General features: G+C 72.1%; 21 protein-coding genes. 10 read left to right on the plus strand and 11 right to left on the minus strand.

Going from position 1 to position 22379, the window contains the following annotated elements:
- Positions 1–170: 170 nt before the first annotated feature.
- Positions 171–932 carry a precorrin-6A synthase (deacetylating) gene (gene cobF / locus ACFVYA_RS27925; RefSeq protein ID WP_387049166.1) on the minus strand — a complete coding sequence of 254 codons (762 nt, stop codon included), beginning with the start codon at positions 930–932 and terminating at the stop codon, positions 171–173.
- 77 nt (positions 933–1009) lie between these two features.
- Between cobF and ACFVYA_RS27930 the strand changes: the two genes are divergently transcribed.
- From ACFVYA_RS27930 to ACFVYA_RS27940, 3 genes are read left to right on the plus strand one after another with little or no spacing between them, the layout of a single operon-like run.
- Positions 1010–1216, plus strand: a complete 207-nt coding sequence (locus ACFVYA_RS27930; protein ID WP_013228663.1) for a heavy-metal-associated domain-containing protein — start codon at positions 1010–1012, stop codon at positions 1214–1216.
- Positions 1213–3306, plus strand: coding sequence for a heavy metal translocating P-type ATPase (locus tag ACFVYA_RS27935; RefSeq protein ID WP_387049167.1), 2094 nt, complete (start codon positions 1213–1215; stop codon positions 3304–3306). The genes ACFVYA_RS27930 and ACFVYA_RS27935 overlap by 4 nt, the downstream gene beginning before the upstream one ends.
- Positions 3307–3362: 56 nt before the next feature.
- Positions 3363–3644 (plus strand): metal-sensitive transcriptional regulator, encoded by a 282-nt coding sequence (locus tag ACFVYA_RS27940; RefSeq protein ID WP_013228661.1) that lies wholly within the window; start codon positions 3363–3365, stop codon positions 3642–3644.
- Here ACFVYA_RS27940 and ACFVYA_RS27945 read toward each other — a convergent pair.
- From ACFVYA_RS27945 to ACFVYA_RS27955, 3 genes are all read right to left on the minus strand, one after another.
- A complete protein-coding gene (locus tag ACFVYA_RS27945; RefSeq protein WP_387049168.1) occupies positions 3641–4375 on the minus strand; it encodes a CPBP family intramembrane glutamic endopeptidase in 735 nt (244 codons plus the stop codon). The two genes, ACFVYA_RS27940 and ACFVYA_RS27945, sit on opposite strands and share 4 nt — an antisense overlap.
- Positions 4376–4407: 32 nt before the next feature.
- Entirely contained in the window at positions 4408–5640 is a 1233-nt protein-coding gene (locus tag ACFVYA_RS27950) for a M protein (protein ID WP_387049169.1), read from the minus strand.
- Positions 5641–5761: 121 nt separating this feature from the next.
- On the minus strand, positions 5762–6481 hold the full coding sequence (locus ACFVYA_RS27955; RefSeq protein ID WP_387049171.1) for an MgtC/SapB family protein: 720 nt from the start codon (positions 6479–6481) through the stop codon (positions 5762–5764).
- A 110-nt stretch (positions 6482–6591) separates the two neighbouring features.
- Between ACFVYA_RS27955 and ACFVYA_RS27960 the strand changes: the two genes are divergently transcribed.
- Positions 6592–7266 (plus strand): maleylpyruvate isomerase family mycothiol-dependent enzyme, encoded by a 675-nt coding sequence (locus ACFVYA_RS27960; RefSeq protein ID WP_387049173.1) that lies wholly within the window; start codon positions 6592–6594, stop codon positions 7264–7266.
- 28 nt (positions 7267–7294) lie between these two features.
- Here ACFVYA_RS27960 and ACFVYA_RS27965 read toward each other — a convergent pair whose 3' ends face one another.
- From ACFVYA_RS27965 to ACFVYA_RS27975, 3 genes are all read right to left on the minus strand, one after another.
- Positions 7295–8623 carry a copper resistance CopC/CopD family protein gene (locus ACFVYA_RS27965; protein ID WP_387049174.1) on the minus strand — a complete coding sequence of 443 codons (1329 nt, stop codon included), beginning with the start codon at positions 8621–8623 and terminating at the stop codon, positions 7295–7297.
- Positions 8620–9195: a hypothetical protein gene (locus ACFVYA_RS27970; protein WP_285985322.1), complete on the minus strand. Its 576-nt coding sequence runs from the start codon at positions 9193–9195 to the stop codon at positions 8620–8622. Before ACFVYA_RS27970 ends, ACFVYA_RS27965 begins: the two co-directional genes overlap by 4 nt.
- Before the next feature lie 127 nt (positions 9196–9322).
- On the minus strand, positions 9323–10015 hold the full coding sequence (locus ACFVYA_RS27975; protein ID WP_285985321.1) for a winged helix-turn-helix transcriptional regulator: 693 nt from the start codon (positions 10013–10015) through the stop codon (positions 9323–9325).
- A 290-nt stretch (positions 10016–10305) separates the two neighbouring features.
- Between ACFVYA_RS27975 and ACFVYA_RS27980 the strand changes: the two genes are divergently transcribed.
- The 3 genes from ACFVYA_RS27980 to ACFVYA_RS27990 all read left to right on the plus strand — a co-directional run bounded on the left by ACFVYA_RS27980 (position 10306) and on the right by ACFVYA_RS27990 (position 15345).
- The gene (locus ACFVYA_RS27980) at positions 10306–12615 is read left to right on the plus strand and encodes a TOMM precursor leader peptide-binding protein (RefSeq protein WP_387049176.1); all 2310 of its coding nucleotides are present in this window, start codon (positions 10306–10308) and stop codon (positions 12613–12615) included.
- 42 nt (positions 12616–12657) lie between these two features.
- Entirely contained in the window at positions 12658–14103 is a 1446-nt protein-coding gene (locus tag ACFVYA_RS27985; RefSeq protein ID WP_387049178.1) for a SagB family peptide dehydrogenase, read from the plus strand.
- Between the two features lie 72 nt (positions 14104–14175).
- Entirely contained in the window at positions 14176–15345 is a 1170-nt protein-coding gene (locus ACFVYA_RS27990) for a sensor histidine kinase (RefSeq protein WP_387049180.1), read from the plus strand.
- Positions 15346–15398: 53 nt separating this feature from the next.
- On the opposite strand, the gene ACFVYA_RS27995 is transcribed toward ACFVYA_RS27990, so the two are convergent.
- A complete protein-coding gene (locus ACFVYA_RS27995) occupies positions 15399–16004 on the minus strand; it encodes a DNA-binding response regulator (protein WP_387049182.1) in 606 nt (201 codons plus the stop codon).
- A gap of 254 nt (positions 16005–16258) precedes the next feature.
- Entirely contained in the window at positions 16259–17008 is a 750-nt protein-coding gene (locus tag ACFVYA_RS28000; protein ID WP_387049184.1) for a helix-turn-helix domain-containing protein, read from the minus strand.
- A 419-nt stretch (positions 17009–17427) separates the two neighbouring features.
- On the opposite strand from ACFVYA_RS28000, the gene ACFVYA_RS28005 reads away from it, so the two are divergent.
- On the plus strand, positions 17428–17619 hold the full coding sequence (locus ACFVYA_RS28005) for a hypothetical protein (protein WP_387049186.1): 192 nt from the start codon (positions 17428–17430) through the stop codon (positions 17617–17619).
- Between the two features lie 217 nt (positions 17620–17836).
- Positions 17837–18442 carry a DNA-binding response regulator gene (locus tag ACFVYA_RS28010; RefSeq protein WP_387049187.1) on the plus strand — a complete coding sequence of 202 codons (606 nt, stop codon included), beginning with the start codon at positions 17837–17839 and terminating at the stop codon, positions 18440–18442.
- A 259-nt stretch (positions 18443–18701) separates the two neighbouring features.
- Here ACFVYA_RS28010 and ACFVYA_RS28015 read toward each other — a convergent pair whose 3' ends face one another.
- Both ACFVYA_RS28015 and ACFVYA_RS28020 read right to left on the minus strand, forming a co-directional pair.
- On the minus strand, positions 18702–21068 hold the full coding sequence (locus ACFVYA_RS28015) for a sensor histidine kinase (RefSeq protein ID WP_387049189.1): 2367 nt from the start codon (positions 21066–21068) through the stop codon (positions 18702–18704).
- A gap of 220 nt (positions 21069–21288) precedes the next feature.
- Complete coding sequence (locus ACFVYA_RS28020; RefSeq protein WP_387049191.1) at positions 21289–21621, minus strand: hypothetical protein; 333 nt, start codon at positions 21619–21621, stop codon at positions 21289–21291.
- Between the two features lie 135 nt (positions 21622–21756).
- Between ACFVYA_RS28020 and ACFVYA_RS28025 the strand changes: the two genes are divergently transcribed.
- A complete protein-coding gene (locus ACFVYA_RS28025; protein ID WP_387049193.1) occupies positions 21757–22377 on the plus strand; it encodes an L-threonylcarbamoyladenylate synthase in 621 nt (206 codons plus the stop codon).
- Positions 22378–22379: the final 2 nt, after the last annotated feature.

Below are 22379 nucleotides of genomic sequence, written 5' to 3' on the forward strand. Positions count from 1 at the left end.
CAGCGCCGATGGTACTGCAACCGAAGGGTTGTGGGAGAGTAGGACACCGCCGAACTTACTTGAGGAAAGACCCCGGTCGAGAACCCGAAAAGGTTCTCCCGGGGTCTTTTCGCATGCCCGAAAACCGAACCGGCCCGCCAGGTGTGCGGGCCGGCCGCCCGGGTACGGGGTTACGGGGCCGGGCGCCGAAGCAGGTACGTGTCCATGATCCAGCCGCGGCGCTCCCGGGCCTCGGCGCGGGTCTCGCGGATGTGGGACGCCAAGGCCGGCGTCAGCGGCCCCGAAATCAGGATCTCATCAGGCGTACCCACGTACGCGCCCCAAAAGATGGTCAAGCCCGCGGACGTGAAGCGGTCGAACGTCGTGTGGGCGTCGAGGAGGACGAACACGTCGTCGACTCCCTCCGGCCAGCCCGACGCCAGGCGGCGGCCCGTCGTCAGCTGGACCGCGCGGCCGATCTGGTTCATCGTCGTCCGGTGGCGGGCCACCAGGGCCGAGATGCTGCTGATGCCCGGCACCACCTCGTACTCGAACTCGACGTTCCCCCGCGCCAGCACCGCCTCGATCAACGCGATCGTGCTGTCGTACAGCGACGGGTCGCCCCACACCAGGAACGCCCCCACCTGGTCCGGCGCCAGCGACGAGAGAATCATCGACTCGTACACCGCCGCCCGGGCCGCGTGCCAGTCGGCCACCGCCGCGCGGTAGTCCGCCGGGGTGCGGTCGCGCGGCGGATCCGATGCCACCACCACCCGGTACTCCCGCGTGACGAACCGGTCGAGGATCTCCTGCCGCAGCCGCACCAGGTCGGCCTTCTCCGCGCCCTTGTCGAGGACGAAGAAGACGTCGACGCGGTTGAGACGGTCGATCGCCTGCACCGTGAGGTGCTCCGGGTCGCCCGCCCCGATCCCGATGGCGTAGATCTTCCGCATCCCGCGAGTCTGACGGGACCCGATGGAGAACCCCTACCCCCAAGGGGTATAAAGAGAGGGAGCGAAAGGAGCGGGAGATGGCCGAAACGACCTACACCGTCGAGGGCATGACCTGCGGACACTGTGCCACCTCGGTTCGCGAGGAGGTTTCCGAGCTCGACGGCGTCCGCCAGGTGGACGTCGACGTCGAGAGCGGCCGCGTGACCGTGACGAGCGACACCCCGCTGACCACCGATGCGGTTGCCGCCGCCGTCACCGAGGCCGGCTACCGCCTGGTCGCGTGAGCCCGGCCGAGGTGACCACCGCCGCCCGCGTCGAGCTCGCCATCGGCGGGATGACGTGCGCGTCCTGCGCCGCCCGCGTCGAGCGCAAGCTCAACAAGGTCGACGGCGTCACCGCGACGGTCAACTACGCCACCGAAAAAGCACAGGTCAGCTACCCGGCTCGGCTGTCGGTCGACGACCTCCGGTCCGTCGTCGAGGCCGCCGGCTACTCCGCGCGCGTCCCCGAGCCGGACGTGCCCGCGGAGGAGACGCCGCGCAATCGTTTGCTCGTCTCCGCGGTGCTCACCGTCCCGCTGATCGTCGTCGCGATGGTCCCGGCCTGGCAGTCCGCGGCCTGGCCGTGGGTGGCGCTCGCGCTCGCCGCGCCGGTCGTCACCTGGGGCGCGTGGCCGTTCCACCGCGCCGCTGCGGTCAACCTGCGCCACGGCGCCGCCACGATGGACACGCTGATCTCGCTCGGCGTCGTCGCCTCCGTGGCTTGGTCGCTCTACGAGCTCTTCTTCGGGATGGCCGGTCACGACCTCTACTTCGAGGTGGCCGCGGCGGTCACCACGTTCATCCTGGCCGGCCGCTACTTCGAGACACGGTCGAAGCGGCGCGCCGGCGCCGCTCTCCGCGCGCTCATGGACCTCGGCGCGAAGGACGTCACAGTCCTCCGCGACGGCGAAGAACACCTCGTCCCGATCGCGAACCTCCAGGTCGGCGACGTCTTCGTCGCCCGGCCCGGCGAGAAGATCGCCACCGACGGTGTAGTCGCCGAAGGTGGCTCCGCGGTCGACTGCAGCATGCTCACCGGCGAGTCCGTGCCGGTCGAGGTCGGCCCGGGTGACGCCGTCACCGGCGCGACCGTCAACGTCGGCGGGCGGCTGCTCGTGCGCGCCACCCGCGTCGGCGCGGACACCCGGCTCGCGCAGATGGCTCGGCTCGTCGAAGCCGCGCAGAACGGCAAGGCCGAGGTCCAGCGGCTGGCCGACCGGGTCTCGGCGGTGTTCGTCCCGGCGGTCGTCTTCGCGGCGCTGGCGACGCTGGTCGTCTGGCTGGCGACCGGCGGCACGCCGGACGCCGCGTTCACCGCGGCCGTCGCCGTGCTGATCATCGCCTGCCCTTGCGCGCTCGGCCTCGCGACGCCAACGGCCCTGCTGGTCGGCACCGGCCGCGGCGCGCAGCTGGGCATCCTCATCAAGGGCCCCGAAGTGCTCGAGTCCACCCGGCGCGTCGACACCGTGGTCCTCGACAAGACCGGCACCGTCACCACCGGCCGGATGGCGCTCGTCGAGGGTGACGGCGAGGTCCTCCGCCTCGCGGGCGCCGTCGAGGCCGCTTCCGAACACCCGATCGCCCGCGCCATCGCGGACGTCGCCCGGGAGCGCTTCGGCGCGTTGCCCGCCGTCACGCAGTTCCGGAGCACCGCGGGTCTCGGGGTGACCGGTGTGGTGGAGGGGCGCGAGGTCACCGTCGGGCGCGCAGCGTTCCTCGGCGGCGAACTCACCGAGGCCGAAGGCGCCACCGCGGTCGGCGTGGCCTGGGACGGCGAGGTCCGCGGACGGCTGGTCGTCGCCGACACGATCAAGCCGACGTCCGCCCGGGCCGTCGCCGAACTGCGGGCGCTCGGCCTGACGCCGGTGCTGCTGACCGGCGACAACGCCGGCGCGGCGCGGGCGATCGCCGCGGAAGCGGGGATCGACGAGGTCGTCGCCCAGGTGCTGCCCGAAGAGAAGGTCGCCGTCGTCAAGCGGCTGCAGGCCGAGGGCCGCGTGGTGGCCATGGTCGGCGACGGCGTCAACGACGCGGCCGCGCTCGCCCAGGCCGACCTGGGCCTCGCGATGGGCACCGGCTCCGACGCGGCGATCGAAGCGAGCGACCTGACGCTGGTCCGCGGCGACCTGCGCGTGGCCGCCGACGCGATCCGGCTGGCTCGCCGCACCCTCGCCACGATCAAGGGGAACCTGTTCTGGGCGTTCGCGTACAACGTGGCCGCGCTGCCACTCGCGGCGCTCGGCCTGCTGAACCCGATGATCGCGGGAGCGGCCATGGTGTGCTCGTCGGCCTTCGTGGTCAGCAACAGCCTCCGGCTGCGGCGCTTCCGCTGACACCCCGGGAGGGTATAGTTGCCGGAAGAGAAGCCGGCGACGGGGACAGGTGGGCGATGACGGGGTACGGCGGCGAGCGGGAAGCCTATCTGAAGCGCCTGCGCCGGATCGAAGGGCAGATCCGCGGGCTGCAGCGCATGGTCGAGCAGGACAAGTACTGCATCGACATCCTGACCCAGGTCTCCGCCGCGACGAAGGCACTGCAGTCGTTCTCCCTCGAGCTGCTCGACGAGCACCTGGCGACCTGCGTCGTCCAGGCGGCCGCGGCCGGCGGCGAGGAGGCCGATTTGAAGGTCCGCGAAGCGTCGGACGCCATCGCGCGGCTGGTGCGGTCCTAGCGGACCAGCACGGCCAGGGTGAGGCCGCCGGCGTTCGTCACGAAGTGCACGATCACCGACGCCAGCACGCCCCGGCCGACGTGGCGCCACCAGTGCAGGAAGATCCCGGCGAGGCCCGCCGCGGCCATGGCCAGCACCTGCAGCACCACCACCGGCGTCGAGCCGAACACCGCGTGCACGGCGGCGTTGCGGCCGATGGCCAACGCCGGCAACGCGTGCCAGAGCCCGAACAGGGCCGCCGAGCACAGGATCGGCGGCCAGCGCCAGCGCTCATCGGCCGCGCCGAACAGGCCCGGCAGCACGCCGCGGAACGCGATCTCCTCGATGAGCACCGTCCCGAACAGGATCCGGCCCCAGGTCAGCCACAGCAGCTGCGCCCAGTCCGGGTCGCCGACCCGGCCGTCCTGGTAGACCGTCCGCAGCGACGGCACGGCCAGCGCGATCCCGAACACGACCGCCATCAGCGCGGCGCCGGCCAGCCCGGCCAGCGCGGGGCGGCGGACGGCGTGCAGGCCCAGGTCACGCCACGAGCATCCGGCCGCGCGGCCGAGCACCACCAGGACCGCGGCCGCGACCAGGCCGCAGACCGGGTACGCCCAGCCGGGCAGCACGCGGTTGGCGAGCGTGGTCGACGCGGCCAGCGTCACGACCGCCGCGACCAGCGCGAACACCCGCCGGGGCGGGAATGACGCGGCTTCGCTCGGGCGCTCGGTCATGTCTTCCGCGGTCATGGACGAGTCGTCCGGAACGGCGGGGGCCGGCGTCAGCCGACCGCGTCGGTGAGGTCCGCCGCGGGTGAGCGGCGCTGGATCGGAACTCTCTTCGCCATCGGCAGGGTGGCTTCGGGGTCGAACGACCCCGGACGGTCGTCGAGGGCGACGGCCGCGTCGGCCAGCAGGCCGCGGCAGCCGGACAGCGAGGCTTTGAGCTGGTCACGGACCTCACCCAGGGCCGCGACCTCCCGCTCGGCGGCGCCGACCATGCTCTCGGCGCGCTGGGTGGCGTCGGCGACGAGCTTTTCGGCCTTGGCTTCGGCGGTGGTGACGAGTGTTTCGGCGCGTTGCGTGGCGTCGGTGACGAGCTTTTCGGCCTTGGTCTCGGCGGTGGCGACCAGCGTTTCGCTGTGTTGCGTCGCTTCGCTGACCAGCGATTCGGCACGCTGGGTGGCGTCGGTGACCAGCTTCTTCGCCTTGGCTTCGGCGGTGGTGACGAGTGTTTCGGCACGCTGGGTGGCGTCGGAGATGAGCTTTTCAGCTTTGGTCTCGGCGGTGGTGACGAGTGTTTCGGCGCGTTGCGTGGCGTTGGTGACCAGCTTTTCGGCCTTGGCCTCGGCCGTCGCGAGCTTGCGTTCGCCCGTTGTGACCAGCTCTTCGCTGCGCTGGGTCGCGTCGGCGACCAGCTGGTCGGCCTTCGCGCGGGCCGCCGCTTTCTGGTCGGCCAGTTCGCGCATCGCGTCGGCACGGCGGACCGTCATGGCCCGGCTGTGGTCCTCCTCCAGCTGGGCCCGGCGGTGGGCCGCGGCCTCGTCGAGCTCCCGGCGGCGCTGCTCGGCCGCCCGCAGGAGCTCCTCGTGCTCGGCGCGCTGCCGCTCGCGCTCGGCCTCGGCCTCGGCGACCAGGCGGCGCTCCTTCTCGGTGAGCCGGACGGCTTCCGCCTCGGCCTCCCGGCGGCTCCGCTCCGCGGCTTCCGTTGCGCGCGCGGTGATTTCGGCCGCTTCTTCGCGGGTCAGCTCGATCATCCGGCGCGAACGCTCCTGCAGCGCGTCCGGCGCGATCGGGGTCCGGCAGATCCGGTCGATCTTCACGCGGAGCTCACGGTTCTCCTCGGCGAGCGCAGCGCCACGCCGGCGCGCGGAGTCGCTCTCGGCGGCGAGTCTGCGTAGCTCGGCCTCGGCCCACGCGACGTACTCCTCGACCTGGGCGCGGTGAAAACCACGCCACGCCAGGTCGAATCCGGGCTGTGTGTGCGCCACGTCCTCGCCGCCGCCGGGGGCCATGCCTCACCTCCGAATTGGATGGTTTCTCCTCGGCCGCACGTTTTCCTTGCGACGCCGGGGAATTTCCGTGTGCACCCCAGTGTGCCGCAAACCGGCCTCCGCCCGCTGCCCGGGCGGGCGATCATTCGTCGAGCGGTTCCCCGAGCCCGGTGGACGTGCTCCGGACACCGGGCAGTTCGGCGAGTTCGGCGGCCAAGTCGTACAGGTCGCCGCGCCCGTCGAGGCGCAGTGTCACGACCGCGATCCGTTGTCCCTCTTCGGAAACCGATTCGTGGTCGACCTCGACGTGGTGCACGGCCCAGCCCCGGCCGGTGCAGGCGGCCAGCGCCGCGCGCAGCACGCCGTGGCCGTCGAGGTAGCTCAGCCGGACCAGCGGCGGTTCGCGGCGGTGCCGGGCCACGAACCGCTGCAGCGGCGGGAAGCCCCGGGTCACCACGAAGTGCCCGACGGTGGCGCCGGCGGCGAGGACCGGCAGCCCGGCGCCACATGCGGTGCCGACCGCGGCGGTCACCCAGATCGTCGCCGCGGTGGTCAGCCCGCGCACCGCGTCCCGGCGGACGAAGATCAGCCCGCCGCCGATGAAGCCGATGCCGGAGACGATCTGCGCGGCGATCCGCGACGGGTCGAGCGAGACGTGCTCGAGGCCGAGCAGGTCGGCGAAGCCGTACTTCGAGACCAGCATGAACACCGCCGAGCCGACGCCGACCAGGCTGTGCGTGCGTAGCCCGGCGGCCTTCATGCCCGCCTCGCGTTCGAGCCCGATGGCGACGCTCAGCACGAGCGCGAGCAGGACCGGCGGCAGCAGGCTCCACTGCGCCGTCGTGGACCACAGCGTGGGCAAGATCACGACCTCCGGAGTTCGTCACGGGCGGCACGCGGGGAGAACCGCGAGCGCCGCCACCAGGGCATACTGGGCCGAGCAAGCCGATCGTGCCAGGTGAGGGGGAGCGCGTGACAGGGACCCGGCCGGCGCTTGCGCCGGACTTCGTGGGTTACCCGGAGGTGCGGCGCGGGGTGCGCGCCCTGATCGGGCCCCGGCCCGGCACCCACCGCCGCGCGGTCCCGGCTTGTCCGAAGTGGACTGTCGTCGACCTGGTCGGCCACCTCCTCGAGAAGGCCGAGGGCGTGCTCGCGCGCCTCGGCGGCCCCGCGCCCGCCCCGGCCGGGCCGCTCGAGGTCCCCGCCCTGCTGGACCGCTGGGACGACGTGGGCGACGAGGTCGACCGGCGGCTCGCGGCCGCGGGCGGGCGCAGCGGTGACGTCCTGGTGATGGACGCCTACACCCACGAGCTGGACCTGCGCGCCGCCCTCGGCGTCCCGCCGCCGGTGGAGCACCTCGCCTGGGCGCCGAGCTTCGAGGTGCTGGTCCGCGGCTTCACCGGCTCGGTCGCCGGCAGCGGCCTGCCGGCCCTGCGGATCCGCACGACGGGCGGCTCGGTGTGGACGGCGGGCGCGGGCCGCCCGGCGGCGTCGGTGACCGCTCCGGCCCACGACCTCTACCGCGCGCTCGCCGGGCGCCGCTCCCTCGCGCAGCTGGCGGCGCTGGACTGGAGCGAGCCCCCCGGGCCGTGGCTGCCCGCGTTCACCTGGGGTCCGTTCGCCCCGCCGCCGCACCCGGGGGTGTGACTCAGGCCGCCGCACCCGGGGGTGTGACTCAGCCGCCCGGCGGGGTCACCGTCAGCAGGGCGGCCAGGGCCAGCACCACGGCGCTGAGCACCACTTCGGCGGCCACCGCCTGCCGCAGCCGGCGCAAATCCGCCGTGACCGTCCCGGTGGTGCCCTTCGGCGGCGTGGTCAAGCCCCGGCGCACCGCGGCGCGGGAGCGGGCCGCCACCGCCAGCAGCACGGCGAACCCGGCGGTCTTGAGCAGCACCAGCAGGCCGAACCCGGTGGTCCACAGCGTCGACACCGACGGCATGATGCGCAGGGCCAGCACCGCGCCGCTGATCGCGATCGCCGTCACCGCCTTGGCGGCGATGCCGGAGAAGCGGGCCGCGGCCGGGGCCGGGTCCTCGCCCCCGGCCGGGCGGTAGAGGCAGAGCGCCAGCTGGGCCAGCCCGCCCGCCCACACCGCGATGGCCCCGAAGTGCACGAGGTCGGCGGTGACGGAGACGAACAGGACCGGGTCGGTGACCGGGTGCCCGGTGGCCGAGAACGTCAGCAGCACGACGAAGCCGGTGACCATGGTCAGGTTCTCGTACCGGGCCCGCAGCCGGTCGGGCAGGCCGGGCCGCAGCAGCCGGGGCAGCAGCACCACCAGCACCGCGACGGCGGCCAGCCGCAGCAGCAGCAGCTTCCCGTAGGCGACGCGCAGGGTGTCCGCCAGCAGCCCGGTGTCGAACACCGCGCCGAGGCCGCGGCCGGCCGCGTAGGGCCCTTGCAGCACGAAGGCCGCGGCGGCGGTCACCGCGACCAGCCCGGCGCCGGCGTGCAGCAGCTGCCGGGCCCGCCGGTCGGTGCGGCCCGCGGGGCGGCACAGGACGACGAACGCCGTCCCGCCGAGCAGCACGACGCCGACGTAGGCCAGCCAGCGCACCGCCGTCGACGCGGCGTCGACGGCGGTGTCGGTGCCGGTGGCCGCGGACACCGCGCCGGCCGAGGTGACCAGCGGGCCGGTGCCGACGACGAAGGCGAAGGTGCCGCGCACGGGGTGGGAGTCGGCCGAGACGAAGGCGTATTCGACCAGGTAGCTGCCGTCCGGGACGCCGGGCCGCAGGCGCACCGCGACCTGCTGGGCGTCCTCGCCGGGCTGGAACACCGGCCCGGTGTCGACCTGGTGTCCGCCGAGGTCGACGACCTTGATCGAGCCGGGCTGGATCCCGATGTTCTCCGACAGGGTGACCGACACCAGGGACGGCGCCGCGCCGAGGCGGGTGCCGTCTCCCGGGGTCGACGAGACGACTTCGACGTGCGCCGAAGCCGGGGTGGCGCCGAGCAGCAGCCAGCCGGCGAGGAACGCCAGCAGGGCCAGCGCCCGCCTCACGACGCGGCGAGCGCGGGCTGCTTCGGCACTCCGCAGGAGCAGCCGGTCACTTTCCGTTCGGCGGCCGAGGCCCGCCGGTGCAGGACGACGGCGACGATCATCGGGATGGTGACGATCGTGTTGTAGAACAGGTGCAGCTCCACGCGCGGCACGAGCAGCTGGATGATGCTCGTGGGCACCTTCTGCCCGGCCAGCCGCCACCCGCTCTGCGCCTGGATGAACAGCAGCAGGTGCTCGATGTGGTGCCAGAACTGGATGCCCAGCGCGAGGTTCCACCACTGCCGAGAGCGGCCGGCGAACCCGTGGCGCAGGACCCACAGGAAGACCAGCATCACCAGCGCGTAGCCGTAGTGCAGCCATTCCTGCGAAATCAGCCACGGGAACGGCATGCCGAGAACGCCGCGGGCCCGGGAGGTGGGCCAGCCGAACCCGTAGATCTGGACGGCCTGGACGATGTGCTCGGCCCAGTGGGCGAGCACGACGATCATGAACACCGCGAGCGCGCGATGGTGGTGGCGGCTGTTGAGAGCGCCGAGGAACCCGGCCGGCCGGGCGATTTCGGACGTGGACATGCGGACCCCAGTTCTGCCGAAAACGACGTGTGCGTCGACGATAACCGTTTCCGTGCGGTGTTCCGTTACTCCGGATTGCTGAAGTAGTAAGGGAAACGGCGGAGTGCGTGCCGGCCGGGCGATGCGGTCAGTGCGCGACGAGCCCGGTCGGGCGCTCGGGGGCCGGCGGGATGCGGAACAGCCGGGTGAACAGGTCGAGGTGCGCCGGGTCGCCCTGGACCCGGATCTTGCCGCTGGAGATGGCGTCCTGGGCGGTCAGGCTGCCGTTGAGCAGGTCGAGGACGGCCGGGCCCTGCGGTTCGATCACCAGGTCCGCCGCGGGCAGCGCGCCGGCGGAGGCCTTGAGCGCCCCGTCGTCGACCATGGCGTGCACGATCATGTCGCCGGGGTGGTGCAGCTCGTAGTTGACGTGCACGCCCGCGGCGGCCTCCTCCTGGAAGGTCGTGTAGAGCGAGATGATGGCGGTGTCGAGGGTGAAGACCTCGTCCGGCTTCGGGTAGGTCAGCGAGCGCGAGCCCCACAGGGCCAGGTCGAGCACGATGTGGTCGAGTTCGGTGCCGTACTCGGTGAGTTCGTAGACGACACCGGCGTCCAGCTGCGACTGGACGCGGCGGCGGACCACGCCCCCCTCCTCGAGCTCGTTGAGGCGCGAGGTCAGGATGCTCACCGGGATGCGCGGCAGCGTGCGCTGCAGGTCGTCGAACCGCTTCGGGCCGAGCATGAGGTCACGGACGACGAGCAGCGACCACCGCTCACCGACGATCTCGAGCGCCCGGGCCAGGCCGCAGAACTGTCCGTAGGTGCGAGCGGAGGTAGGCATACTCGGATCCTCACTTGTCTCGGGTGCCAGGCCGGGCGCCGCCGGTTCGCTCACGGCCGCGAGTTCGGTTACGGTGCCTCGACGCACCATGCCGCGACGGGCGTCGACGTCCACGGTGACAGTTCCCCGTCGCGCGCGGCCAGTGAGCCGCGCATCTCCGCCCAGTGCGTTTCCCACATCGGACCATGCGTTTCGCATGACTTCCCCGTGCTCACCGCACTGGCCCGGCCGACCCGCCGTGGAGCACGATTCTGATTCTCTCTTCCAACTCGACGACCGGCAGGAGAGCCATGCCCACGACAGCGGTGGACGCACGGGTACCGGACGACGGCGGCGGTGCCGCTTCTCCCCATGTGCCGGCGTTCCGGCGGCACCTGCGGGCGGAGGTCAGGGCGGGCAAGGGGGCCTACCTGTTCTCGGAACAGGGCGTGATCGCCATGCGCGGCGCGAAGATCGAGTCGCTCGCGGCGCTGCTCGACGGCACGCACGACCTCGACCGGCTGCTGCGCGGCCGTCCCGGCGGGATGCCGCCGGAGGAGGTCGCCGCGCTGCTGGCCCAGCTGGTCGACGCCGGCCTGGTGACGTTGCGCAGCCACGGCGGGGACACCCGGCCCGGCGACGAGCGCGTGCTGGCCTACTGGGACGCCTGCGGCGTCGACGCGGACCTCGTCGCGGCCCGGCCGGGCACCGTTCGGCTGGTGGCGGTGGGCGACAGCGCCGACGGCGTCGACGCCGGCCCGGTCGAACGGGCGCTGGCCGGTGCCGGTCTCGAGGTGGTCCGCTCGGGTACCGGCGCGGCCGGCCTGACGGTGGTGCTGTGCGCCGACTACCTCGACCCGCGGCTGGCCCTGATCGACGCGGAGCACCGGCGGACCGGCCGGCCGTGGCTGCTGGCGCGCCCGTTCGGGGCCCAGGTGTGGATCGGGCCGGTGCTGCAGCCCGAAGGCGCCTGCTGGCACTGCCTGACCCACCGGCTGTGGGGGCACCGGCACGCGGAGGCGTGCGTCCAGGAGGAGCTCGGCCACGCGGGCCCGGCGCGCCGCTCGGTCTCGGCGCTGCCGCCGCTCACCGGGGCCGCCGCGCACCTCATCGCACTGGAGGCGGCCAAGTGGACGGCCGGCTACCGCCACCACGGCCAGCAATGCGTGTGGACGCTCGACACGCTCGACCTGCAGGGCAGGCTGCACGAGCTGCGCCGCCGCCCGCAGTGCCCCCGCTGCGGAGACCAGTGGCTGGTGGCGTGGCGCTCGATGCGCCCCGTCGTGCTGCAGCCGGCCAGGAAGGCGACCACCGGGGGCGGCGGGCACCGCACGGCGACGCCGGCTCAGATGCTCGAGCGGTACCGGCACCTGGTCAGCCCGGTGACCGGGATCGTCAAGGAGATCCAGCCGGACCCGGACGCGCCCTGGTTCGCCAACGCCTACCGCTCCGGGGCCAACATCGCCCGCGGCGTCACCGGGATGGCCGGGCTGCGCGCCGGGCTGCGCTGCGAGAACGGCGGCAAAGGCGTCAGCCCGCTCGACGCCGAGGTCGGCGCGCTCTGCGAGGCCGCGGAACGGTTCTCCGGCAACTTCCAGGGTGACGAACTGCGGATCCGCGGGTCCTACGCCGAACTGGGAGAGGAAGCCCTCCACCCCAACGAATGCATGCTCTTCGCGGACCGGCAGTACGCCGAGCGTGCGGTCTGGAACCGCGAGCACGCGGATTTCCAGCACGTCGGCGAACCGTTCGACCGCACCGCCCGTATCGACTGGACGCCGGTGTGGTCGCCGTCCGGCCGCCGCCGTCTGCTGCCGACGTCCTACCTGTACTACGGCACCCCGCGGGAGGGTTCGGCGCGCGGCGTGCGCGCCGACTCCAACGGCGCCGCGGCGGGCAGCAGCCTGGAGGACGCGATCCTGCAGGGTGCGCTCGAGCTCGTCGAGCGCGACGCCGTCGCGCTGTGGTGGTACAACCGCACGCCGGTGCCGGGCGTCGACCTCGCGTCCTTCGCCGATCCGTGGCTGGCGGAGATGTCCGGGAACTACAGGGCGATCGGCCGCGAGCTGTGGGTCCTCGACGTCACCTCGGACCTGGGGATCCCGGCGATCGCCGCGCTGTCCCGGCGGACCGACAGCCCGCACGAGGAAATCATGCTCGGCTTCGGCGCGCACCTCGACCCGCGGATCGCGGTGCGCCGCGCGGTGACCGAGCTCAACCAGATGCTGCCCGTCGTGCGGGCCGCAGGCCACGGCCTCGACGACCCGGACGCGTGCCGCTGGCTCGCCCACGCCACCGTCGCGAACCAGCCGTACCTGCGGCCCGCGGCGGGACAGCGGATGCGCACCGCGGGGGACTTCCCGTTCGTCAGCCGGGCCGACGTCCGCGACGACATCGAGGCACTGGGCCGGGTGTTCGGCCGCGCCGGGCTGGAACTGCTGGTGCTCGACCAGACCCGGCCGGACGTCGGGATCCCGGTGGCCAAGGTGCTCGTGCCGGGGCTCCGGCCGTTCTGGGCCCGGTTCGCGCCGGGCCGGCTGTTCGACGTCCCGGTCCGGATGGGCAGGCTCGACGCGCCGACCCCGTACGAGCGGCTCAACCCGTTCCCGATGTTCCTGTGAGGGTGCCCCCCGGCGCCGGTTGTTTCGCTTGAGGAGTTGGCCGTGTTTGCTGACCGCCCGGAGGGGACCCCGGAGACCGTCCGGCTCTGGTCCCTCACCGAAGACACCTTGCTGGAGGCGGGCGACGACGACACGGTCGTCGCGATCACCTGGTGGGGCGAGTACGAGCTGGCGGGCGTCCCCGAGCCGGTCCGCGAGTCGCTGAGCCGGATGGTGCTCGGCCCGGTGTCGATGGGCAACCTCGCGTCTTCGGCGAGCGGGGGCGCCGAAGCCTGGGCGGGCGTGCTGCGCAAGGTCCTCCACCGGCTGTCCGGCTCGGTCGTGCACTCGCTGGCGCTCAACGACGGCCGCGGGCCGGTGCTGTCGGCGATCCCGATGACGCAGTCACCGGTCTTCCCGACCGATCCGGTGCCACCCGGACGGCTGATCAAGCTTTCGCGGTTCTCGGCGATGCGCCCCGACGACGGCGACCTGCTGCTCGAATCGCCCCGCGCCCGGTACCGGGTCGCGCTGTTGCGGCCGCCCGCGGTGACCGTGGCGTCGTCGCTGGCCGGTCCGGTCACGGTCGCGCAGGTGGCCGAGGCCACCGGGCTGGCCGAGCCGCTCGTCGCGGACGTCGTGGCGTTCCTGGTGGCCGCGGGCGTGGTGCTGGTGGCCGACGACTGGGCGGCGTTCGCCGAAGACACCGACGCCGAACTGGCCGTCTGGTCGCCCCAGGACCTGATGTTCCACGCCCGCAGCCGGACGTGGCAGAAGGGCCCGCCGCCGGATCCGGAGGCGCGCCGGGCGGGCACCGAACCGCCGGTGGTCAAGCAGATCACCGCCGGTCCGACCTTCCCGCTGCACCGCCCCGACCAGGCGGTGATCGAGGCGACCGATCCGACGCTGGCCACACTCCTCGAACACGACCACCGGTGCCCCGGGGTTACCGAGCGCGCGTTGTCCGCCGAGCAGGTCGGCGAGCTGCTCTACCGCGCGGCGCGGGTGAAGTCGATCGGGCCCGCCTACCTGCCCGGCGGCCCCGGCCACGAGGCGTCCCAGCGGCCGTACTTCAGCGTCGCGTGCCTGTACGAGCTCGAAATCTACGTCGGGATCAACCGCTGCGCGGGCCTGCCGCGCGGGATCTACCACTACGACCCGCTGTGGCACACGCTGACTTTGATCAACGACGACATGGGCGTCCTCGACGGCATGCTCGACCTGGCGATGATCGGCGCCGGCAGCCACCGCAGGCCCTCGGTGCTGCTGACGATGACCGCGCGGATGTCGCGGATCGCCTGGGTGCTCGGCAGTGCCGCGTACGCGACGACGCTGGTGCACGTGGGGGCCCTGCAGCAGGTCCTCTACCTCGCCGCAAAGGCGATGGGACTGACCGCGCACGCCGTGCCGGTCGATGCGGGCGACCGCGTCGACCGCTCGCTGAAGCTGGAGTGGCCTGCGGAGGTGAGCGTCGGCGAGTGCGTCCTCGACTTCCCGGTTGCCCGGTAGCGCACGATCGGCCTGTTACCTTGGTAGTACTGGGGACACGGGGGGTATGCGGGAGGGGCCGTGATTCGGCCGGTGCGCATTCGCGGTACGGGAGTCCAGCGACAGGCCAGCGGGCAGTCTCCTGCTCGGCTGGAGCAGGAGCGGCCGGGGGTCCGGGCGCTCGTGTTCGGCGCGCAGCCTGCCGCTGTCACCGGGGTCGCCCTGCTGGCGTTCCTGCCCGTGCTCACCGCCCGGGAGTCCTGGCTGGACCGGCTGGCCGCGCTGGCCTGCCTGGCGGCCCTCGCGGGCGGGCACGTCATCTGGTTCGCGCACGGCCGGGCCGGCCACCGGGCCGTGGTCCTTGCCTCCCAGGCCGTGCTGGGTTTCGTGCCACTGCTGCAGTTCGGCGCCCAGTGGAGCCCGGCGAGCGGGTTCTTCGCCGGCGGGCTGCTGCTGGCGTTCCCCCCGTCCAGGGGGGTGCCCGCCGCGCTGCTGGCGTGCGCCGCGGCCGGGCTCGGCTCGGCGTGGCCCGGCGGCTCGGTGCACGCGGGCGTGGCCGGTGCGGTGACCGCCGGGGTCGCTGCCCTGACCCTGTTCGGGCTCGGCACGTCCGCGCGGCTGGTGGCCGAGCGGGACGCGGAAGTGCGTGAGCTGAAGCGCCAGGCCATCGCCGAAGAACGCAAGCGATTCTCCCGCGACCTCCACGATCTGCTGGGACTGAGCCTTTCGGCGATCACCCTCAAGGGTGAACTCGTCGATCGTTTGATGCCCGCCCGGCCCGCGCAGGCGAAGGATGAGCTGGCCGAGCTGCTGGTGATGTCGCGGCGCGCGCTGGCCGACGTCCGCACGATCGCCGCGGGTTACCGCGAACTGTCGCTCGAGAAGGAGTGCCGGGCCGCGGCCGACGTGCTGAGTGCGGCCGGGACCCGCGTGACGGTGGCCCGCTCCGGCGTCGACGACCTGCCGCCGCGGGTGGCCACCACGCTGGCGACGGCGCTGCGCGAAGGCGTCACGAACGTGGTGCGCCACAGCACCGCGAGCTGGTGCGCGTTCTCGGTGAGCACCGAGGACGGGACGGCGTGGCTGGAGATCGTCAACGACGGGGCGGCCGGCCCGGCCGGCGGCGGCGCGGACTCGGGTGCGGGGCTGCGCAACCTCCGCGACCGCATCAACGTCCTCAACGGCACGTTGACGACCGAAGCGGGGCCCGACGGTACCCATCGGCTGCTGGTGGCGATCCCGCTGGGGCACGCCGCCTCATAGCCGGGTAACCGCTTTCCCGCTGCTCGCGCGGGAAAGCGATCAGGAAAAGCTGATCAGAGCCATTCCGCGTCGGTGGCGATGCGGATGGCGTGGACCCGGTTGCGCGCGTTGAGCTTCGTCACGACGGAAGCCAGGTAGTTGCGGACCGTGCCGGCCGAGAGGAACAGCTCGGAGGCGATGTCGGAGACCGTGCGCCCCTTCGCGGCCAGGCCCAGGATTTCGACCTCGCGCGGGGTGAGGGGGCAGTCGTCGGTTTCCCAGGCGGCCAGGGCCAGTTCGCTGTCGATGACCCGGCGGCCGATGGCGACCGACCGAACGGCGTTCGCGAGCTTGTCCGACGGCGCGTCCTTCAGCAGGAAGCCGTTCACCTTGGCGTCCAGCGCCCGGCGCACTGTGCCCGGGCGCCCGAGGCTGGTGAGGATGAGCGTGTGGCAGCCGGGAAGGCTTTCGTGGATTTCGATCGCGGCGGACAGCCCGTCCTTGCCCGGCAGGTCGATGTCGATGACCGCGACGTCGGGCTGGGCCGCCTTCGCCGCCGGGAGGATCTGGTCGCCCGAGGACACCTCAGCCACCACTTCGATGTCGGATTCGAGGTTCAGGAGGGCGACTAGGGCGCCGCGGACCATGTGCATGTCCTCGGCCAGCAATACTTTGATCACGACGGTACCTCGCACCCCAGTCCGGCGACTCCGAACGGCAATTGTACGCCACAACGCCGCGGTGCCGGTGTTTCGCGCGAGCGCGACCGCCGCAATACCGGATTTTCCCGGTCGCTACCCCGGTTCCGCCGGTGCGGGCAATCCTGCCGTCAATGCCGATCGATGGGCCGAATGGCTGCGGGTGATCCCGGACAGGGTGAATCCGCCGCCCGTGGATTAACGGACGACGGATTCGGTGCGGGTCTTTTGCACGCTCAGCTCGCCAGCGGGCGGGCGACCGCGGCCGGGCGCAGGTCGGGCAGCGCCAGCAGGACGGGCGGGTCGAAACCGTGCCGCGGGCGCAGCCGGACGTCGGCCAGGCTCGCCGTGACACCGCGGTGGATGGTCACCGGGCCGGTGAGGCCGGTGAACGGCCGCAGCCCGTGGTTGTCGAGCGGAGTGGTCCCGTAGGCGTGCGTCAGCACGTACCACGAGCCCTGCGGGACGTCGGCCAGCGCGTACGGCCCCGGCCCCGGCAGGATCGCGTACCGGGCCGGTGCGCCCTCGGCGATCCGGGCGGCGAAGAGCCCGACGAACACCGGGCCGACGTCGGCGGGGCAGGACACGCGCAGCTGCCCGCGCACGGTGGCCCCGGAACCCGGCTGGACCTGCCGGTCGGCGAGCCGCGGCGCCGCGCCGCGGAGCTGGCGGTAGCCGGAGGGCGAGACGCCGACGCTGCCGCTGAACCGGGCACTGAACGTGCCGACGCTGTTGTAGCCGACCTGGTGGCTGATGTCGGCCACGGAGATCACGGTCGTGGTGAGCAGGCGCTTGGCCTCCGCCAGCCGCAGGGCCGACAGGAACCGGCCCGGCGACAGCCCGGTGACCCGCAGGAACACCCGGGTGAAGTGGAACTTGCTGAACATGGCCGCACGGGCGAGGTCGTCGATCGTGAGCCGCTCGCCCAGGTTGTCCCGCATGGTCACGATGGCGCGTGCCACGGCTTGCCGGACGATCTCATCCATGGTGGCCGTCCCCTCCGGTCGACGGTGTGGAATTTGATTCCGGCTAAGACTGTAGGTCTGCGAGCGTCTACTTCTTAAGTGCTCTGTGCACCGGCGCGGATGGATTTCACCGATGGTCGACATGCGTTTTGCATATGCCTGTTTTGGCCGGGTGCCGGCCGGGTACCCCCGCATGTGACGAATGCATACGGCGGTCGTCGACGGCCGCGTACCGTGGTCAGCTGATCGCGGGCGGTGACGAAAAACCGCTGTTTTCGCGTGGTTTCGCGGCTTGTTAGCCCATTCGGAGCCGATCTTCAAACCGTACGGACCATTTGTAAACCACGGCCTCATGGTGACGCGGACACTGGATGTTGTTGCAGTGCTGAGTGACGATTTACGGCAAGTGAGGTTTTCATCTTCGCCACTGGGGAGCACAAATGTCCGAGCGAGTTTCCGCGCATGTCCGTGCCATTTTCTCCGAATTGGGTATCCCGCGTGCCGACAGCGAGGCCACCGGGGGGCTCGTCATCGATCGGTTCGAGCAGTGGAGCAACCCGGCCGGCGGCCCGGCCCGCGTCTGCGCCACCACCATCACGCGCATCGACGACGTCTGGGCCGAGGCTGCCTGAGGCTGGCCAGGCCGTTGCCGCCGGTCATCGCCGGTGCGGCAAGCCGGGTAACCAATCACGGCAGGCAGGCGCCGCTTGGTGGTTTTTAACCATCGCTTTGCTTTCTTGTGGGTGCATTCCAGCGTGGTAGCGCCGAATGCTGCCCGGATGGTGCAACCGATTCGTCGAGCAGAATGCCAGAATCGACTTCTGGGGAATCGTGAGTGCGGAGGCACCCGTGATCAGAGTGCTGGTTGCCGAGGATATGCATATCGTCCGGGGAGCACTGGTGGCCCTGCTTCGGCTGGAGCCCGACATAGACGTCGTCGCGGAGGTCGCCTCCGGCCTCGAGATCCTGCCGGTCGCTCGCGCCAAGCGGGCGCAGGTGGCCATCATCGACATCGACCTGCCCGGCAAGGACGGCCTGACCGCGGCCTGCGAGCTGCACGAAGAGCTGCCGGAGTGCCGGACGGTCATCCTGACCAGCCTCGGCAGGCCGGGAACGCTGCGGCGGGCCCTCGACGCCAAGGTGGGCGGGTTCCTGCTGAAGGACGCACCGCCCGACCGGCTCGCGAACGCCGTGCGGGGCGTGCTCGCCGGCCGCCGGATGGTCGACGGCGACCTGGCGCTGGCCGCCTGGGACTCGATCGACTGCCCGCTGACCGGCCGGGAGCTCGACGTGCTGCGCTCGACGGCGCAGGGGTACCGGACGGTGGAGGTCGCCGCGCGGCTCTACTTGTCCGCGGGCACGGTCCGGAACTACCTCACGACCGTCGTCGCCAAGCTCAACGCCCGCAACCGGGTGGACGCCATTCGCATCGCCGAGGAGGCGGGCTGGTTGTGACGGGCGAATGGGCCGGGCCACGGTCGTGGTGCGGCCCTTGGTACCGAGGCACGCAGCCGGAACCGGCCGTCCGGGAAGATGACCTTGATCCCGGGTACTTCGCCATCGCCCCCGACCGGATGAGGCTGATCGCCGTGCGGGTGGTGTCGAGCGGAAGTCCGCGGTGAACGCTCCACGCCCGCAACTGGGTGAGCGCCATTCGCATCGCCGGCTGTGACGGCAAACGGGCCGGGCCACGGTGGTGGTCCGGCCCTCGCGGTCAGACCGGTACCGCCGCGCGCAGCCGGAACCGGCCGTCCGGCTCCACTCCCGCGGTGAGCTCGCCGCCGAGGTCGGCGACCCGGTGCGAAAGGTTCCCGATGCCGGTGCCGGGCGAGGTGTCGCGGGGCACCGCACGGTGGGCCTCCGGCTGCCGGGCGGCCGGCACCTCCACCGGTGCCCCGGAGTCCTCCTGCCCCACGCCGTCGTTCACGATGTCGAGGCTGACTCCGCCGTCCGTGCGGCGCAGCGCGATCTCGCAGCTTTCGACCTTGCTGTGCCTGAGCACGTTCGTGACCCCTTCGCGCAGCACGACGGCCAAGACCGTCCGCACCGGTGCCGGCAGCTCGTCGTCGAGCATGTCCATGCGTACGCGGACGTCGGCCGCGGTCAGCACCGACCGGGCCGTCCTGGACTCGCTGTCCAGCGACAGCTCTCGGTACCCGCTGGCCACGGAACGGACGTCCGACAGCGCCTGGTGCGTCAGCCCCAGCACTTCACGCAGCTCTTCCGCCGCGCGGTCCCGGTCGACCGGCAGCATCCGGGCGGTCAGCTCGCTCTTGAGGGCGATCGCCGACAGGCTCATCCCGAGCAGGTCGTGCAGGTCGCGGGCGAAGCGCAGGCGCTCCTCGGCGACCGCCATCTCGGCCAGCCGCCGCCGGGTGCTGTCCAGCTCCGCGACCAGCCGGACCAGCCAGAGCAGGCTGAACACGATCAGGCTGGCGATGATCGTGCCGGCGGTGAAGAAGATCGCGGTCTCGATGCCGAGCGCACCCACGCGCTGCATCCAGGCGTAGAAGGCGACGTTCAACGCGAAGAAGGGCCAGCCCGCCGCCGGTGGCATGACCAGCAGCGCGCTGCCGATCAGCAGGGCCGGCATGGAGACCCAGTGGTCTTGCAGCGGCAGCAGCGGCAGGTAGATCAGGCACGCCTGGACGAAGAGCATGCCGTAGCTCTGCGCCGAGCGCAGCCGGGTGGTGGGCCGGTCGAAGTAGGAGAACTGCAGCACCAGCAGGCCCACGACCGCCCCGGTGTTCACGGCGATTTCCCAGGCGTCCGTGGTGATCAGCAGCGCGTGGACGACCGCGACGAGGCCCATCAAGCCGAACACCACGGGCAGCAGCCTGCCGACCCACTTCGACTCCGCCCGCGACTGGCGACCGACGTCGTCGACCGTGGTCTCCGGTGCGGTGACCACGGGCAGCTCGACGTGCAGCCGGAACCGGCCGTCCGCGGCGGTGCCGATGTTCACCCGGCCGCCGAGTGCCTTCACCTCGTCGGGCAGCCGGGTGAGCAGCTTCCCGGATTCCGGTGGCAGGTCGCCTGCCGTCACGCCGTCGTTGACGATGTCGAGGGACACCGTGCCGTCCTGCTGGCGGACGTCGATCTCGCAGTGTTCGACATCGCTGTACCGGAGGACGTTCGTGACGCCTTCGCGCAGCACCTTGGCGAGCAGGGTCCGGGCCTGGACCGGGAGGTCGGGCTGGTCCAGGTGGACCTTGACGGCGATGTCCGAGGCCGCCAGCAGCGACTCGGCGGTCCGCGACTCCCGTGCCAGGGAAAGCTCGCGGTACCCGTGGGACACCGCACGCACGTCGGTGAGCGTGCGCTGCGCGGTCGCGGCGATCTCGGCCAGTTCGGCTTTGGTGTCTTCCACCGACTTCCGCAGGAGGCGGGACGCGAGCTCGCCCTTGAGTGCGATTTCGGACAGGCTGATGCCGAGCAGGTCGTGCAGGTCGCGGGCGAAGGCCAGCCGTTGCTCGGCGACCGCGTGCCGGGCGAGCTCGGTGCGGGCCCGGTGGAGCTCGCTGATCATCCGGACCAGGCGGGCGAGCAGGTAGAAGACCAGGCCGTACAAGACCGTCGCGACGGCCGTGTAGACGGTGGCCAGCGGGGTGTCGTACCGGCTGTAGAGCCAGGTGACGGTGCCGGTGACGAGCGCGAGCAACGGCCAGGCCAGCAGGGGGCGCAGCGTCAGCAGCCCGCTGGCGGCGACGAAGGTCGGCATCGCCAGCCACGGCGCGCCGAAGGTCAGGACGGGGACGTAGGCCAGCAGCGCCAGGACGACCAGCAGCACCCGGCTCGTCGTCGAGTGCAGGCGGGTGGTGGGCCGGCTGAAGTGCAACAGCTGGATCGCCAGGATGGCGGTCGCCGCCGCGATGCCGTAGGCGCCGGTGACCAGACCCACCGGCGTCGTCAGGATCGCGCTGTACGCGCCGGTCACGCAGAAACCCACGATGACCACGGTGATGACGGCGCCGGCCAGCCGGGAAGCCAGCCGTGGGCGCCGGTCGAACCCGGTGGTTCCGAGGGGTTCCGCGGTCGCGGACAGCTCCGCGGGAGGTTCGAGGGCTGCGACCGGAGACATCAGTGTCGACCTCCTGGTGTCTCGACGGGTGACCGGGCGCCCCAGGTGGCCCGGCCAACGTGTGCGTGGCGATCCTAACTCACCCCAGACCCGATGCCGTGGCTCGAAAAACCGGGAAACCCCGGTCTGGCCACGCGGAATCGACCGGCATGTCGGTGAAAGAAGCGAAATCAGCAGTGGCCGGCTCCTGGCCGGAAGCGGCCGGGGACACCGGGCAGGCTCAGGAAGTCCAGCCGGGTCGGCGCGACCGGTCCGGTGTGCACGGCGAAACCGGGCTCGTGGCTGAAGAAATCGAGCCGGCCTCGGCGAACGCGCTGCCCGCGGCCGAGTGTGCAGGCAGGCCACGGCCGAAGTGCCTGCGGTACCGCTCGAACTTCGCGTAGGGCGCGCCGGAGACGAGCACCAGGCGCACCCCGGGATCGTGCACCGCCGGGCGCGGCTTGCCGTCGAAGAGCTCGCTCGGCGAAACCGGTCCGCGCGGGCCTTCGAACAGGTACGCGGACCCGGCGACGACACGGGGGCGGTCGAGTTCCGGCACGGTCAGCTCCGTCATGACCGGCCTCCTGGCTGTGGTCCCCTGCGGATTGTGGGCCGGGGGGCGGGGGACGGGGGACGGCCCGGGAACCGCAAGCTGGGAGACACGCGGGGCCGCCGTGCCGGTGCGCGCCGCCGACCCTAGGCTCTGCCCATGGCACGCTATTTCGACCTGCACCCGGAAAACCCCCAGAAGCGGGCGCTCGGCCAGGTCGTCGAGATCCTCCGCGCCGACGGGCTGATCGCCTACCCGACCGATTCGTGCTTCGCGCTCGGGTGCCGTCCGGGCAACCGGGACGGGCTGGACCGGATCCGCGCGATCCGCAAGCTCGACCACCGGCACCACTTCACCCTGGTGTGCCAGGATTTCGCCCAGCTGGGGCAGTTCGTCCACATCGACAACGCGGTGTTCCGCGCGATCAAGGCGGCGACCCCGGGCAGCTACACCTTCATCCTGCCGGCGACCAAGGAAGTGCCGCGGCGGTTGATGCACGAGAAGAAGAAGACGGTCGGCGTGCGCATTCCGGACCACCGCGTCACCCAGGCGCTGCTGGCCGAGCTGGGCGAGCCGCTGCTGTCGAGCACGCTGCTGCTGCCCGGGTCCGGCGAGCCGATGACCCAGGGCTGGGAGATCAAGGAAGAACTGGACCACCAGCTGGAAGCGGTGCTCGACTCCGGCGACTGCGGAGTCGAGCCGACGACCGTCATCGACTTCTCTTCCGGCGAGGCCGAGGTGCTGCGCGTCGGCGCGGGCGACCCTGCGCCGTTCGAGTGACG

The sequence above is a fragment of the Amycolatopsis sp. NPDC058278 genome, from assembly GCF_042881395.1.
Classification (GTDB): Bacteria; Actinomycetota; Actinomycetes; order Mycobacteriales; family Pseudonocardiaceae; genus Amycolatopsis.

Coding starts and splice junctions, on each gene's coding strand:
- ACFVYA_RS27940 (WP_013228661.1), top strand. CDS start 3,363: ATGACGGGGTACGGCGGCGAGCGGGAAGCCTATCTGAAGCGCCTGCGC.
- ACFVYA_RS27945 (WP_387049168.1), bottom strand. CDS start 4,375: ATGACCGCGGAAGACATGACCGAGCGCCCGAGCGAAGCCGCGTCATTC.
- ACFVYA_RS27980 (WP_387049176.1), top strand. CDS start 10,306: ATGCCCACGACAGCGGTGGACGCACGGGTACCGGACGACGGCGGCGGT.
- ACFVYA_RS27950 (WP_387049169.1), bottom strand. CDS start 5,640: ATGGCCCCCGGCGGCGGCGAGGACGTGGCGCACACACAGCCCGGATTC.
- ACFVYA_RS27975 (WP_285985321.1), bottom strand. CDS start 10,015: ATGCCTACCTCCGCTCGCACCTACGGACAGTTCTGCGGCCTGGCCCGG.
- ACFVYA_RS28005 (WP_387049186.1), top strand. CDS start 17,428: ATGTCCGAGCGAGTTTCCGCGCATGTCCGTGCCATTTTCTCCGAATTG.
- ACFVYA_RS27930 (WP_013228663.1), top strand. CDS start 1,010: ATGGCCGAAACGACCTACACCGTCGAGGGCATGACCTGCGGACACTGT.
- ACFVYA_RS28025 (WP_387049193.1), top strand. CDS start 21,757: ATGGCACGCTATTTCGACCTGCACCCGGAAAACCCCCAGAAGCGGGCG.
- cobF (WP_387049166.1), bottom strand. CDS start 932: ATGCGGAAGATCTACGCCATCGGGATCGGGGCGGGCGACCCGGAGCAC.
- ACFVYA_RS28020 (WP_387049191.1), bottom strand. CDS start 21,621: ATGACGGAGCTGACCGTGCCGGAACTCGACCGCCCCCGTGTCGTCGCC.
- ACFVYA_RS27970 (WP_285985322.1), bottom strand. CDS start 9,195: ATGTCCACGTCCGAAATCGCCCGGCCGGCCGGGTTCCTCGGCGCTCTC.
- ACFVYA_RS28015 (WP_387049189.1), bottom strand. CDS start 21,068: ATGTCTCCGGTCGCAGCCCTCGAACCTCCCGCGGAGCTGTCCGCGACC.
- ACFVYA_RS28000 (WP_387049184.1), bottom strand. CDS start 17,008: ATGGATGAGATCGTCCGGCAAGCCGTGGCACGCGCCATCGTGACCATG.